This window comes from Enterobacter sp. BIDMC 26 (assembly GCF_000534435.1).
Classification (GTDB): Bacteria; Pseudomonadota; Gammaproteobacteria; order Enterobacterales; family Enterobacteriaceae; genus Enterobacter; species Enterobacter ludwigii.
This window is the reverse complement of record NZ_KI973182.1, coordinates 1,132,318-1,145,042: the sequence shown is the minus strand read 5'-3', so window position 1 is coordinate 1,145,042 and position 12,725 is coordinate 1,132,318. Positions and strand designations below refer to the sequence as shown.

Sequence of the window (12,725 nt, the reverse complement as noted above, 5' to 3'; positions counted from 1 at the left end):
TGCGTCCGTAGCTCAGTTGGTTAGAGCACCACCTTGACATGGTGGGGGTCGGTGGTTCGAGTCCACTCGGACGCACCATTTCAGTCCTGAAATGGTGCAAATCCTCTTCTTAACCCCTGATTTTTCTTAATACCCCAATTTCATCATTATTCTCCTGCTACGCTTTTCTTATGGAAAAAAAACAGGAAGACTGTCGATGAAGAAAATCGCCATTATCGGCTCCGGCCCTACAGGGATTTACACCTTTTATTCTCTTCTTAAGAACGCGTTGCCGCTCTCTGTCTCCGTTTTTGAACAGGCAGACGAAGCTGGCGTGGGAATGCCCTACAACGACGACGATAACTCTCGCCTGATGCTGGCGAACATTGCCAGCATTGAAATCCCGCCCCTTTTTATGACCTACCTCGACTGGCTTAAGCGCCAGAGTGAAGCCCATCTGGCGCGCTTTAAGGTTGATAAAGCCACCTTGCATGACAGACAGTTTTTGCCCCGTATTCTGCTGGGCGAGTATTTTCGCGACAGTTTCCAGACGATAGTCCAGGAAGCTAAGAGGCGGGGATTTCAGGTTGAGATCCACACGTCTGCCACCGTCACCGATGTTGCCCCGTCCTCCTCCGGCGTGACGCTTTCGGTCAATGACACACCGTTTCCAGAACGATTTGATCTCGCCGTGATCGCCACCGGGCATGTCTGGCCAGAAGAAGAGGAAGCCACGCGCGCGTATTTCCCAAGCCCGTGGTCAGGGTTGATGGATGCCCGCATCCGCCCCTGCCGCGTCGGTATTATGGGAACATCCTTAAGCGGGCTGGACGCGGCGATGGCCGTGGTGATGCAGCACGGTGAGTTTCGCGACGGCACGTTCCTCCTCGATAAAGGAAGTGAAGCGTTAAAAATTGTACTCATGTCCAGGACCGGGATTCTGCCAGAGGCCGATTTTTACTGCCCTATTCCGTACGAACCGCTGTCGGTATTAACCGAATCGGTACTCGAAGCCGAAATCGCCAAAGGATCAGACGGTCTGCTTGACCGCATTTTCGCCCTGATGGTGAAAGAGCTTGAACTCGCCGACCCGGCCTGGTGTGAGAAAATATCGCTGCGCATGCAGACGGCGGACAGCCTTCGCGAAGCGTGGTTTGAGGATCGAAAACAGCACGGTCCGTTTACCTGGGCTGAAGAGAACCTGATTGAAGTCGAGCGGAACAAACGTGACCGGCGCACGGTGGCCTGGCGCTACACCGTGCTTCGGCTGCATGAAGTGGTTCAGGAGATGGTTCCTCATCTTACCGAGGAGGACGCTGAACGCTTTAAAAACGGGCTGGCGCGCGTCTTTATCGACAACTATGCCGCCATTCCCCCGCAGTCGATTCGCAGGCTTCTCGCGCTTCGTGAGGCCGGCATCATTAGCGTTGTGGCGCTGGGTGATGATTACACGCTGGATATTGGCAGCGCGCAGACGGTCATCACCACAAAAGAAACAACCTACCGTTTCGACGTCTTTATTGATGCCCGCGGGCAAAAGCCGCTTAAAACAAAAGATCTGCCCTTCCCGACGCTGCGCAAACAGCTACAGGCGACGGGCGATGAGATCCCGGATATTGGCGAGGATTACACGTTAAAAGCGCCGGAAACGCTTCGCGGACGCATTGCATTTGGCGCAATCCCGTGGCTGATGCACGATCACCCTTTTGTTCAGGGACTGGCGGAATGTGCAGAGATAGCAGAGGCGATGGCAAAAGCCGCAGAGAAAACCGCATCGGGTTCAAGAAGGAAATTACCGTACAGTGATGACTGACAGGGCATCCGTGCCCTGCAACGCGGGATTACTCGAAGTAAACCTGCGGGTTATCGGATAAAGAGACGAAGGTTTTCGTCTCTTTATCCAGTGCAAGAATTTTGCCGCTTTCAATGTCATACACCCAGCCGTGAAGACGGATGGCGTTGTTGCGCAGGCCCACCGCCACTGACGGGTGAGTCTTAATGTTGCTCAGCTGCGCAAACACGTTTTCCTGCACCATCGCATTCACTTTATCTATTGGCTTATCCCAGGTTTTCTTCTCAACCACCGCTTTTGCCGCATCGGAATAGCGTAACCAGTGAGAAACCGCCGGCATAGGTTCGAGGTCCGCATTGTCGGCAATGGCTTTCATCGCCCCACAGTTGGAGTGGCCGCAGATAACAATATCGGTCACGCCCAGCGCGACAACCGCGTATTCAATCGTTGCGGAGACACCGCCTGGCTCAGGGCCGAACGGTGGCACGATATTGCCAGCATTACGAATGACAAAGAGTTGTCCTGGCTCTTGCTGAGTGACCAGTTCTGGGACCAGACGGCTGTCAGAGCATGAGATGAACAGCGCTTTGGGATTCTGGCTGGACGCTAAACTGCGGAAGAGCTCTTTACGTTGCGGGAAAATCTCTTTTTGAAAGCTGAGAAAACCTTCAATAATATGTTGCATAGCAATTTCTCTTTTATCTGTTTTAGTTTAGGTATGATCGGGATCACACAAGTAAAGTTTACCCACCGGACTTTACTTCAGACAAGCAATATATTTCTGGCCCGACCGCTGCACAATCTCATCCGCATTCGCCAGGATATTTTGCCCTTCAAAAGCGCCGTACAGGCGAGCGAATTTTTTCCCCACCAGCCGCCCGGTCACGTCTTCGACGCTGCGGGCGGGCAACGGCAGCATATTCGGATAGCTCCACATAAACGAGACGGCATCTTTGCCCGGCGTGACCTGTAGAATATCGCCTGCCAGCAAGACACCACCACCCTCCTGCCAGTGCAGCACCGTTCCGCCAGCGAAATGTCCTCCGAGACGTAATAACGTTACCGCGGGGAAAATATCCAGCGTATCGCCCTGCCAGAAGTGGAGCATCGGGCTGTCGCGCATAACCCACTCGCGATCGTTCGCGTGCAGGTAAACCGGCGCATCGAAAGCCCCGGCCCACTCCTGCATTGTGGTGTAGTAGTGAGGATGTGAAATCGCGATCGCGCTGATGCCACCGAGCGCCGTGATGACGGTTCTGGTTGCCGGGTCGAGATTCGCAATGCAATCCCAAAGGATATTGCCGTGGGGGGTACGCAGAAGCAGCGCGCGCTGGTTGATGGCAAAAGCGGGCACCGTTTTGATACTGAGCAGCTGCGGCTCCAGCTGCTGCCATTTATTGCTGTGTGTGGCCGTCACCGTCGCAAAATCACTCCACGCCTGGCCGCTGGCCGGAACATACTGGCGTTCATCCTCGCACACAGGGCATCGCGCCGGCGTTGCGTCATAAGAGGTACCGCAGGTTTTACACAGTGTAATCATGAGCTCTCCTCAGCGATAAAGCACTGAGTATGGCAGGGATTATCGTTATGTGCTGCGCGGTACATTGCCGGCTCTTTTTGCCCTATACTGTGCCAGTATCAAAAACCGAACAAAGCAGGTGCCATATGGAAATTGATCTCGAAAACTTGGTCTTTAACGGGCTGGATGAAGCTGAAGAGCGTAACGCGGAACGTCTCGACGACGCTGATAAAAAAGCGCAGTCGATTATCGCCGATGACGACTGCGGTGATGCCTGCAAGATCTGATGATAAAGCACCGGAAAACCCGGTGCTTTTTTATATTATTTCTTCAGCCCGTCAATCGCCGCCTGCGCGCACGCTTCATCCAGATGACCACCCGGCGCACCGCCGATCCCTATTGCGCCGATCACCTCATCCCCCTCTTTCACCGGCAGACCACCGGCCAGCAGCAGGAAGCCCGGAATATCACGCATGTTTTGTGCGCCGGCATTGCTCTGCGCGGCTTCCATAACCTTGCCTGACGCATTTTTTGCACTCAGCGCGGTATAGGCTTTCATTTCGCTGGCTTTTACCGTGTGTGGCCCGGCATTGTCGGTACGCTGCACCGCTTTGACCACACCGGCGCGGTCCACCACGGTTACCGTCACCTGGTAGTTTTTCGCTACGCAGGCCTGAATGGCGGAGGTCGCCAGCGCGTTGGCCTGCGCCAGGGAGAGATTTTTCTGGTTCAATGCGTCGGCCTGTGCCGTCAGGCTTACGCTACCGGCGACAAGCGCGGCTGCCATCATTACTTTTTTCATCGCACGTCCTCGAATGATTGAATACCGTTCGATCGTACTCAGACGCGCGATGAAGCGTAATTCGGTTGATTACGCAATTATCCTGGTAGTTATACGGATTGTAATTTGTCGTAATCGCGGATTGCCTGCACCAGGCTGGTCACGCCAAGCTTGGCGAACGCCGCGGCCCGGTGCGCTTCAACCGTTCTGGGCGAGAGGTTCAGCTGCAGGGCCACCTCTTTATTGCTGCATCCTTCCATCAGCACCGCCAGCACCTCGTGCTCACGCGCCGTCAGTTGTTCGAAACGCGCTTTAATCCGCGACGTTTCCTGCCAGCGGGTCAGTCGTCTCTGGCTCTCTTCGAAGGCGAGCCCCACCGTTTCAATGAGCTTATCGGCATCCAGCGGCTTGGTGAAAAACTCAAAGACGCCATTGCGAAAGGCGCGGCGGCAGGCATCAACGGTGCCGTGTCCGGTCATGACGATAACCGGCAACAGCGGCCAGGGCCATTTGCCCTCCTCCAGCCAGGTCAGCCCGCCTTTTCCCGGCATGCGCATATCCAGCAGCAGACAGCCGACGAGCGCCGCGCGCCCACCGTGCGCTGACGTAAACGCGTCAACGCTTTCAAACCCATTGACCTGCCAGCCCATTCCCGAGAGTAAGAAGGCCAGCGACTCACGGATGGATTCATCGTCATCAACCAGCCAGACTGTGTTATCCACGCGTATTTACCTCTCCACTCGCCAGTTGTAACCGGACCTGCGCCCCGCCCTGGGCCGCATTGCCCAGCGTAATTGATCCGTTCATGCGCGTCATCAACGACTCCGTTAACGTCATTCCCAGCCCTATTCCTTCCGTCCGCCCGCTGTAAAACGGCATAAAGGCGTTCTGCAAGGCCTCCGGGCTAAAGCCAGGTCCGCCATCGGTGAGGGTGATATAAATCCAGTTTTCCCGTTTCTCGCTGGTTATTTTCACCCACCCTTGCGCGCACTCTTGCTGGGCCTGAATGGCATTACTGAGCAGATTATGCAGCACCTGTTCAAGCCAGAGTCGGTCTGCCAGAACCCGCGTGGCACCTGCCGCGAACGCATGGCTCACCGCGATATGCTCAGAGCGGCGTTCATGTTCCAGGAGATCGACCACCTGCTGCCAGCACGGTTTCAGATCGATGTCGCGCAAGGTGACTTTTTCCTGAACCACATGTTCGCGAAAGCGGGTTAAGAGCGCGCTGATACGCTGGGTTTGTACCAGCGCGGCAGCCAGCGCTTGCGATACGGCCTGCGGATTCGCCTGCTGTTGCTGGCGCTGAGCACCCTGGATCCAGGTCTGAACGGCAGTCAGCGGCTGGTTAATCTCATGCACGATCCCAGCGGTGATCTCTCCCAGGGTGTTGAGCCTTGCATGCTGGTAATAGTGTGCGCGCTGTTCGGCGTGCTGGCGCTGCCGCCGTTGCCAGAGCAGCAGGCTGGCCGCGGCGATAAGCACTGCCCAGCCGAAGAACAGGAACGGATATACCCACCAGGAGACGGCCAGCCAGTGCGGCTTTGCCGTGGCCATAAGGGTAAAAGGTTGTGTGGGTTGCGTGAAGGTCCGCTGCCAGTGCCAGAAAGCCCCGGCAGGGGGCGCGTTATCTGCGTCATTGAAGCGAATGGCAAGTGCATCAAAGGTATGTTGGGTGCTGAGCAGCGGCGCAAGATCGATAAGTACGCGGATCTGACGCCAGGGATTATACAGCCAGTACTGACAATCGCGGGTCGATTCCACACGGGCAGCGTTCAGCGCACGGCCTGAGGTTTTCTCAAGGGCGAGGATGTGCGGGAATTTTTTGCGCAGAGCCGCGAGGTCTTCCTCACCGTTGAGTAACGGCAAAACAGATTCATTTTGCGTCAGCACGGCGCTAAGGGTGGAATAGCGTGTCGAAAACTCACGATCGCGTTCCCAGAACTGGCGGCGGATCTGTTCGGCATAGAGCAAAACGCCGCTGATGAGGCACGCCAGCAGCCAGACAATAATCGTGCGCCTGAAAAGAGTGTTATTCATTCCATTAACGGGTCAGGAGATTCATCCTGCCGACATTAGCAGTTAACCGTTGTCAGAACAAAATTTCGCACAGCTCATTCCAGTACATTTCGCGCGTGCGGCGCAGTTCAGCGTGACGTTTTATCATGGAACCACTCCGGATCAATGTTGGCAACGTCCACGCCATACAGGCTGGCGACAGGCAGTACGGACTCAAGAACACGTTGCGCGCTGTTCTCCGCATTCGCTGGTCGGGTCGCAAAAAACCGCCGTAACGTGTTTATCCACTTTTTCATCGTCTTTCCCCCTCTCGCTTCACTTGTCCTAAGTTAAACACCCAACACCCGCACAGGGGAAATACCAAAATCCACTGTCGATGTGCAGGATTTGCAAATAGCCCTCCATTCTTTTACTCACCATTAACACCTTGTTCACTAATGCTTTTTTGCTAATAGCAAAGAACGATTTCTTATTTGGCGAGAGCTTTCGCTTATGGGAGCGTAACGGGGTAAAACAAAAACAACGGGATGAACAATCACTATGGCAGCAAACACGAAAGGGTTTAAAAAAAGGACACTGGTGCTGGGCTTACTGGCGGTAGGCGGTCTGTTCTCGATGCAGGTGCAGGCCGATCAACTGGCGGATATTAAAGCCGCAGGCGTGGTCAAAGTTGCCACCTTTGATGCCAATCCGCCGTTTGGCTCCATCGATGCAAAGACCCATGAGATTGTCGGCTACGACGTCGATTTCGCCAGAGCGCTCGCCAGTGCACTTGGCGTGAAGCTTGAACTGGTCGCCACCAACCCCGCTAACCGCATTCCCCTCCTGCAGTCCGGTAAGGCGGATTTGATTGTGGCAGATATCACCATTACCCCGGAACGGGCGCAGGTGGTTGATTTCTCCCTTCCCTATTTCGTGACCGGCCAGCAGTTCCTGGTACCGGTAAAAGCTGCCGATACGCTTGAGGCCTATAGCCGGGCGCGCATTGGCGCGGTAAAAGGCACAACGGGTGAGCAGGCGCTGCACCAGCGTTTCCCGCACGCCCGCGTGCTCTCTTATGACGATATTCCGCTGGCGCTGACGGCCCTGCGCAACGGTAACGTGCAGGCTATCACTCAGGACAGTACGATTCTGGCCGGTCTGCTGGCGCAGGCGCCGGACAAGGCGAACTTCAAAATCCTGCCCGATCTGCTCAGCAAAGAAGAGATTGGCGTGGGGGTAAAAAAAGGCGAAACCGCACTGCTGAAAGCCGTCAACGACGAGCTTGTTAACCTTGAGAAGAACGGTCAGGCGGCAAAAATCTATGACGTCTGGTTCGGTCCGGATACCCCCTCCCCACAGCCTCGTGCCTTTAAAATAGAAGCTCAGTAATATGCTCTCAGCGCTTTTTTCACACTCCGCGGCCGGTGCCGCGGATTTTTCACATCTGGAACACGCCAGCGTCGAGTTTCGAGATGTACAGAAACATTACGGTAACCATCAGGTCTTAAAGGGCATTAACCTCACCATCACGCCAGGTGAAGTGGTGGCCATTCTCGGGCCTTCGGGTTCCGGTAAATCCACCCTGATCCGGCTTATCAATCAGCTTGAAACCCTGAGCGGTGGCGAGATCCTGATCGATAACAAACCCACCGGACGGCTCTCCGGTACCGCGCTGCGTCAGTTACGCAGCCGCGTCGGGTTTGTGTTTCAGCAGTTCAATCTTTACGCCCACCTCACCGCCAGTCAAAACATCACTCTGGCGCTGGAGCATGTTCACGGCTGGAAGGCCCAGCCAGCTCAGGCGCGGGCGCTGGCACTGCTGGAAAAAGTGGGGATGCTGGAAAAAGCACACCATTTCCCTGCCGAACTTTCCGGCGGTCAGCAACAGCGCGTGGCGATTGCCCGCGCGCTGGCCTCTTCACCGCAAATCATTCTGTTCGATGAGCCGACCTCCGCGCTTGACCCGGAGATGATTGGCGAAGTGCTGTTCGTGATGAAGGCGCTTGCGCACAGCGGGATCACCATGATTGTGGTGACGCATGAGATGCAATTTGCCCGGGAAATTGCCGACCGGATTGTGTTTATCGACGCCGGGCACGTTCTTGAAACCGCGCCACCGGAGCAATTTTTCAGGCAACCGTCGCACCCACGCGCTCAGCGATTCCTGCAAAAAGTCCTGAATCCGCTGCATCAGGAGCATCTCTAATGCCCGCACTTGACTGGCAGGGCGTGCTGACCGGACAGCCCCTGCAGTGGATCGTATCCGGATTTCTCACCACCCTGTGGGTGACGCTCGCGGGGATGCTGCTGGCAACCCTGCTCGCGCTGCTTTTTCTGCTTCTTCGCCTGACGGGTGGACGTGTCGGGAACGTAGTCGTCAGTAGCTGGGTGTCGCTGTTTCGCAATACGCCGCTGCTGGTGCAACTGCTGTTCTGGTATTTTGCCGCCTGGAACGGGTTACCACAGGCGTTCCGGGATGCCGTGAATGCGGATCACCGCTGGTCCGTTTTGCCCGGTGACGTCTGGTGGTTTACCCCCGAGTTTTTATGTTCTGCATGGGGGTTAGGCGTATTCACCTCGGCTTTCTTGATTGAGGAAGTGGCATCGGGACTACGTTCAGTCCCTGCCGGGCAACGGGAAGCGGCGCTCGCACAAGGATTTTCCGCGTGGCGCTTGTTTCGTTACATCCTTCTGCCGCAAGGGCTGGCCAACGCCTGGCAACCCGTTGTCGGGCAGTATCTCAATCTGATGAAACTCTCATCGCTCGCCAGCGGCATTGGCTTTGCCGAATTGACCTATCAGGTGAGACAGATTGAAAGCTACAACGCCCATGCGCTGGAGGCGTTTACCGTCGGCACCGTCCTGTACCTGCTTACCGGTATGCTGATGGGGGCGGTACTGGTGCGCCTCGGCCCAATCTCAGGGAGGAGAAACCATGCTTGCCGGACTTAATGTCATTACCGATAACCTGGATTACCTGCTCTGGGGACGTGCGGCGGTTGGTGAGCCTGGCGGGGTCTTGCTCTCATTGCTGATGGCGCTGGGCGCGGCGGCTCTCGCCCTGCCCGGTGGAATTGCTCTCGCGTGCCTGGCCTGGCGTTTTACGGGGCTTGTGCGCAAGGCGCTCTTTGTATGGGCGGAATTAATTCGCGGGATCCCGCTAATCTTTGTGATTTTCTGGATGTGGTATCTGCTGCCGCTCATCACCGGCGGCGATCTCCCGGGGGCGCTCACCGTCACGCTGGCCCTGGCCTGGTTTACCGCGGCCTCGGTTATGCATTCAGTACTGGCCGGACTCAGCGCCTTACCGTCAGGGCAGTACGAGGCCGCCCTGTCTCAGGGTTTCAGTACCCGGCAAACGCTGTCGGGCGTGCTGCTGCCGCAGGCGCTGCGCAATATTCTGCCGTCACTGGTGGGGATTTTTATCAGCCTGCTGAAGGATACGTCGCTGGCGTTTATTGTGAATGTCCCTGAGCTCACCACGGTGGCCGGCCAGGTGAACAACCGGGTGCAAATTTACCCGGCAGCCATTTTTATCTTTACGGGTGTGGTCTACTACCTGCTCTGCTGCTCCCTTGAGCAGCTTGCGAAACGCTGGCGCTTCAACCGGCCAGCGCTTTGACCACGGTTTCCATCGCCTGGGTGGTTAACTCGCTACGTTTTACGCGCTGGTTCGCCAGCGCCGTACGCAGCACCCCCGCAATGACAATATGCTTCGGCTCCTGCCCCAAATCACGCATCTCCAGAACGACCTTCCCGACCACACGACACATCTCCTGATACAGCGCTTCGTCTTTGGTCACATTACCCATCGTCATCACTCCATTGCCCTAAACTCTCAGCTTAAATGATTCATCGCCCGGATACAAAAAACAAGCCCGGCGAGAGTCCCGCCGGGCTTCATTCGTAAAATCAATAAATTAGTTGTTTACCGGGATCACTGCGCCTTTGTATTTGGTGCGGATCCAGTCCTGGATCGCTTTGGAGTGCAGAACGTTCACCAGCGCGACGATATCTTTCTTCTTCTCGTCACCACGATGCACGGTAATGATATTGGCATACGGGTTATTTTCACCACTCTCTACCGCAATCGGGTCATGTACAGGATCAAGGCCCGCATCAATCGCGTAGTTGGCGTTAATCACGACCGCGTCACCTTCGTCGTTGTTGTACATCTGTGGCAGCAGAGAGGCTTCCACGTTAGGCGTGAACTGCAGTTTTTTCGGGTTTTCCACGATATCGCTGATACGCGCGGTCACTTTGTCGATGCCCGGCTTCAGTTTGATCACCCCCTCTTTTTCGAAGATAGAGAGAATGCGGCCCTCTTCAGATACAGCATCACGCATGATGATTTTGCCGCCCTGCGGCAAATCTTTCAGGGATTTGTATTTTTTGGAGTAGATCCCGATTGGCTCGATGTGGATCGCGCCCGCGCTGACAAAATCATAATCCTTATCACCGGCGTGATCTTTCAGCACGCTGTTCAGGTAAGGAATATGCTGGAAATAGTTAGCGTCAATATCATGACCCGCCAGCGCGGTGTTGGGCAGAATGTAGTCCTGGAAAGGTTTGATCTCCAGATCGATACCCTGCTTCGCCAGGATAGGCTTCGCCTGCTCCAGAATTTCGGCGTGCGGCGTGTTGGATGCCCCCACGGTCAGGGTATCAGCCCAGGTGGCAAAGCTCAGGGCGCTCAGGGTTGCTGCGGCGATCAGTGTCAGTGTTTTTTTCATGATGATGGTTCCTGTGTGTTATTAGAGATTATCGTTTATCTAACAGTGAGGTCAGGACGTCGCCGCAGAACTGGATAATGAAAACGATGATCAGAATGGTCACCGTCGCCACCAGCGTGACGTCGCCATGGTTGCGCTGGAATCCTTCCAGATAAGCCAGATTTCCCAAACCGCCTGCGCCAATCACCCCCGCCATGGCGCTGTAACTCACCAGCGCAATCAGCGTGACCGTAATACCTGATACCAGTGCAGGTGATGACTCCGGCAGTAAAACCCGAAACACCAGGGTGCTCAGCCGTGCGCCCATTGAGCGCGTGGCTTCAATAACCCCCTTGTCCACTTCACGCAGGGCAATTTCGACCAGGCGAGCGTAGAACGGTGCCGCACCGACAATCAGAGCCGGCAGCGCCGCGTTGGCGCCAAGAATGGTGCCGACAAGGGTTTTCGTGAACGGGATCAACAGCACAATCAGAATGATGAACGGGATAGAACGAAACACGTTCACCACAATTGAAATCACGCTGTAGACCGCGCGGTTGTGGAACAACCCGCCGCGCGCGGTTAAAAACAGCGCCAGGCCAAGGACGATCCCAAGAACAAAGGTTGCCACGCCGGAAAGGGCAGTCATGTACAGCGTTTCCAGCGTCGCCGCCCAGAGTTGCTCCCACTTCAGATGAGGAAAAAGCGTCTCAGCCATGTTTAATTACCTCGCCTTCAATATCGCTGTGCTTCAGGTCGGCGAGGATATTGCTCAGTTGTTCATCCGATGCCACGACATGTACCCAGAGTTGCCCAAATACGCCGTGGGCCGTTTGGGTCATTTTTCCGTGCAGAATGTTAAACGGCAGGCCGTAGCGCAGAGTCAGCTCGCCCACGATCGGCTTATGGGTGCTGTGGCCCGTAAAGGTCAACCTGATGACGCTACCTTCAAGGTCAGCTGCCAGCTCCGTATTAAACGTCTCTTCCTCGGCATACTGGCTCACCTGGCGGACGAACTGCTGAGTGATAGGCTGCTGCGGACGGGTAAAGACGCTCAGCACCTCCCCCTCTTCCACCACTTTGCCGTTCTCCATCACCGCCACGCGGTCGCAAATTTTGCGCACCACGTGCATCTCGTGCGTGATCAGCACGATGGTCAGCCTGAAGCGGCGGTTAATGTCCAGGAGCAGATCGAGGATTTGATCGGTGGTCTGCGGATCGAGGGCTGACGTGGCTTCATCGCAAAGCAATACGTCGGGGTTATTGGCCAATGCACGCGCAATCCCCACACGCTGTTTTTGCCCGCCACTCAGCTGCGAGGGATAGGCGTTCTCGCGTCCCTTCAGCCCAACGAGATCGACCAGTTCGGCCACGCGGGCCTTAATGTTGGCTTTTGGCACACCGGCGATTTGCATTGAGAACGCGATATTCTCACTCACCGTGCGCGACCAAAGCAGATTGAAGTGCTGGAAGACCATGCTGATCTTCAGACGCGCCTGGCGCAGTGCTTCGCCCTTTGCGGCAGAAATGTCCTGTCCGTTGATGGTCACACTGCCGCGAGTGGGTTTTTCCAGTCCATTCAGCAAACGAATAAGAGTACTTTTACCCGCGCCGCTGTAACCGATAATGCCGTATATCTGCCCCTGCTCTATCGTCAAATTGACGTTATCAACGGCAGTGAGTGCAACCTTCCCGTTGTCAAAAACCTTCGAAATATTGCTGAGTACAATCATTCTTATGTGTAATCCGTCCCGCGCATGGCGGTTTAGCAGTATGGATGTCCAAATGATAGTAAACAGGCGTTATCACCTTTTAAATGAACAAAAAGGAATTTGTTATAACTTGCAGGAATAAATAGCGGTTTTCGCGCCGGCAGGCATTTAGACCAATTTCAGAAATGATTATCTGGCATGTGCATATCAGCGGTTCATCACCTGATGA

16 protein-coding genes and 1 tRNA gene are annotated in these 12,725 nt (G+C 55.4%); 7 read left to right on the top strand and 10 right to left on the bottom strand.

Features of this window, described 5'->3' with window-relative positions; genetic code table 11:
• Position 1: 1 nt before the first annotated feature.
• A tRNA-Val gene (locus L462_RS17830) sits at positions 2–78 on the top strand.
• A 118-nt stretch (positions 79–196) separates the two neighbouring features.
• Positions 197–1,792, top strand: a complete 1,596-nt coding sequence (locus tag L462_RS17835; RefSeq protein WP_032678014.1) for an FAD-NAD(P)-binding protein — start codon at positions 197–199, stop codon at positions 1,790–1,792.
• 28 nt (positions 1,793–1,820) lie between these two features.
• Here the strand turns inward: L462_RS17835 and L462_RS17840 are convergent, their stop codons facing one another.
• Both L462_RS17840 and L462_RS17845 read right to left on the bottom strand, forming a co-directional pair.
• Positions 1,821–2,456 carry a carbonic anhydrase gene (locus tag L462_RS17840; protein WP_014169762.1) on the bottom strand — a complete coding sequence of 212 codons (636 nt, stop codon included), beginning with the start codon at positions 2,454–2,456 and terminating at the stop codon, positions 1,821–1,823.
• Positions 2,457–2,528: 72 nt separating this feature from the next.
• Entirely contained in the window at positions 2,529–3,311 is a 783-nt protein-coding gene (locus L462_RS17845) for an MBL fold metallo-hydrolase (RefSeq protein ID WP_032678012.1), read from the bottom strand.
• Positions 3,312–3,436: 125 nt separating this feature from the next.
• Between L462_RS17845 and L462_RS25040 the strand changes: the two genes are divergently transcribed.
• A complete protein-coding gene (locus L462_RS25040; RefSeq protein WP_020884349.1) occupies positions 3,437–3,577 on the top strand; it encodes a hypothetical protein in 141 nt (46 codons plus the stop codon).
• A 35-nt stretch (positions 3,578–3,612) separates the two neighbouring features.
• Here L462_RS25040 and L462_RS17855 read toward each other — a convergent pair whose 3' ends face one another.
• The 4 genes from L462_RS17855 to L462_RS25310 form a co-directional block, all read right to left on the bottom strand.
• Positions 3,613–4,092 (bottom strand): GlcG/HbpS family heme-binding protein, encoded by a 480-nt coding sequence (locus L462_RS17855; RefSeq protein ID WP_020884350.1) that lies wholly within the window; start codon positions 4,090–4,092, stop codon positions 3,613–3,615.
• A gap of 89 nt (positions 4,093–4,181) precedes the next feature.
• Positions 4,182–4,793: a response regulator transcription factor gene (locus L462_RS17860; RefSeq protein WP_032678010.1), complete on the bottom strand. Its 612-nt coding sequence runs from the start codon at positions 4,791–4,793 to the stop codon at positions 4,182–4,184.
• On the bottom strand, positions 4,786–6,111 hold the full coding sequence (locus L462_RS17865) for a sensor histidine kinase (RefSeq protein WP_032678009.1): 1,326 nt from the start codon (positions 6,109–6,111) through the stop codon (positions 4,786–4,788). Before L462_RS17865 ends, L462_RS17860 begins: the two co-directional genes overlap by 8 nt.
• 107 nt (positions 6,112–6,218) lie before the next feature.
• Complete coding sequence (locus tag L462_RS25310; protein ID WP_014169756.1) at positions 6,219–6,386, bottom strand: hypothetical protein; 168 nt, start codon at positions 6,384–6,386, stop codon at positions 6,219–6,221.
• A 244-nt stretch (positions 6,387–6,630) separates the two neighbouring features.
• Between L462_RS25310 and L462_RS17875 the strand changes: the two genes are divergently transcribed.
• From L462_RS17875 to L462_RS17890, 4 genes are read left to right on the top strand one after another with little or no spacing between them, the layout of a single operon-like run.
• Positions 6,631–7,461, top strand: coding sequence for an ABC transporter substrate-binding protein (locus tag L462_RS17875; protein WP_032678008.1), 831 nt, complete (start codon positions 6,631–6,633; stop codon positions 7,459–7,461).
• A gap of 1 nt (position 7,462) precedes the next feature.
• Positions 7,463–8,278 (top strand): amino acid ABC transporter ATP-binding protein, encoded by an 816-nt coding sequence (locus tag L462_RS17880; RefSeq protein ID WP_014169754.1) that lies wholly within the window; start codon positions 7,463–7,465, stop codon positions 8,276–8,278.
• On the top strand, positions 8,278–9,024 hold the full coding sequence (locus L462_RS17885) for an amino acid ABC transporter permease (protein WP_032678007.1): 747 nt from the start codon (positions 8,278–8,280) through the stop codon (positions 9,022–9,024). The genes L462_RS17880 and L462_RS17885 overlap by 1 nt, the downstream gene beginning before the upstream one ends.
• Positions 9,008–9,694, top strand: coding sequence for an amino acid ABC transporter permease (locus L462_RS17890; RefSeq protein WP_032678006.1), 687 nt, complete (start codon positions 9,008–9,010; stop codon positions 9,692–9,694). Before L462_RS17885 ends, L462_RS17890 begins: the two co-directional genes overlap by 17 nt.
• Here L462_RS17890 and fumD read toward each other — a convergent pair.
• The 4 genes from fumD to L462_RS17910 form a co-directional block, all read right to left on the bottom strand.
• The gene (fumD, locus tag L462_RS17895; protein WP_014831602.1) at positions 9,675–9,884 is read right to left on the bottom strand and encodes a fumarate hydratase FumD; all 210 of its coding nucleotides are present in this window, start codon (positions 9,882–9,884) and stop codon (positions 9,675–9,677) included. The two genes, L462_RS17890 and fumD, sit on opposite strands and share 20 nt — an antisense overlap.
• Before the next feature lie 108 nt (positions 9,885–9,992).
• Positions 9,993–10,805, bottom strand: a complete 813-nt coding sequence (locus L462_RS17900) for a MetQ/NlpA family ABC transporter substrate-binding protein (protein WP_014169750.1) — start codon at positions 10,803–10,805, stop codon at positions 9,993–9,995.
• A gap of 28 nt (positions 10,806–10,833) precedes the next feature.
• A complete protein-coding gene (locus L462_RS17905) occupies positions 10,834–11,502 on the bottom strand; it encodes a methionine ABC transporter permease (protein WP_025204366.1) in 669 nt (222 codons plus the stop codon).
• Positions 11,495–12,517: a methionine ABC transporter ATP-binding protein gene (locus L462_RS17910; protein WP_020884357.1), complete on the bottom strand. Its 1,023-nt coding sequence runs from the start codon at positions 12,515–12,517 to the stop codon at positions 11,495–11,497. The genes L462_RS17905 and L462_RS17910 overlap by 8 nt, the downstream gene beginning before the upstream one ends.
• Between the last annotated feature and the right edge of the window lie 208 nt (positions 12,518–12,725).

Bases quoted from the DNA above. Each gene is read 5' to 3' on its own strand.
- L462_RS17835 (WP_032678014.1), top strand. From the start codon at position 197: ATGAAGAAAATCGCCATTATCGGCTCCGGCCCTACAGGGATTTACACC.
- L462_RS17840 (WP_014169762.1), bottom strand. From the start codon at position 2,456: ATGCAACATATTATTGAAGGTTTTCTCAGCTTTCAAAAAGAGATTTTC.
- L462_RS17845 (WP_032678012.1), bottom strand. From the start codon at position 3,311: ATGATTACACTGTGTAAAACCTGCGGTACCTCTTATGACGCAACGCCG.
- L462_RS25040 (WP_020884349.1), top strand. From the start codon at position 3,437: ATGGAAATTGATCTCGAAAACTTGGTCTTTAACGGGCTGGATGAAGCT.
- L462_RS17855 (WP_020884350.1), bottom strand. From the start codon at position 4,092: ATGAAAAAAGTAATGATGGCAGCCGCGCTTGTCGCCGGTAGCGTAAGC.
- L462_RS17865 (WP_032678009.1), bottom strand. From the start codon at position 6,111: ATGAATAACACTCTTTTCAGGCGCACGATTATTGTCTGGCTGCTGGCG.
- L462_RS25310 (WP_014169756.1), bottom strand. From the start codon at position 6,386: ATGAAAAAGTGGATAAACACGTTACGGCGGTTTTTTGCGACCCGACCA.
- L462_RS17875 (WP_032678008.1), top strand. From the start codon at position 6,631: ATGGCAGCAAACACGAAAGGGTTTAAAAAAAGGACACTGGTGCTGGGC.
- L462_RS17880 (WP_014169754.1), top strand. From the start codon at position 7,463: ATGCTCTCAGCGCTTTTTTCACACTCCGCGGCCGGTGCCGCGGATTTT.
- L462_RS17885 (WP_032678007.1), top strand. From the start codon at position 8,278: ATGCCCGCACTTGACTGGCAGGGCGTGCTGACCGGACAGCCCCTGCAG.
- L462_RS17890 (WP_032678006.1), top strand. From the start codon at position 9,008: ATGCTTGCCGGACTTAATGTCATTACCGATAACCTGGATTACCTGCTC.
- fumD (WP_014831602.1), bottom strand. From the start codon at position 9,884: ATGGGTAATGTGACCAAAGACGAAGCGCTGTATCAGGAGATGTGTCGT.
- L462_RS17900 (WP_014169750.1), bottom strand. From the start codon at position 10,805: ATGAAAAAAACACTGACACTGATCGCCGCAGCAACCCTGAGCGCCCTG.
- L462_RS17905 (WP_025204366.1), bottom strand. From the start codon at position 11,502: ATGGCTGAGACGCTTTTTCCTCATCTGAAGTGGGAGCAACTCTGGGCG.
- L462_RS17910 (WP_020884357.1), bottom strand. From the start codon at position 12,517: ATGATTGTACTCAGCAATATTTCGAAGGTTTTTGACAACGGGAAGGTT.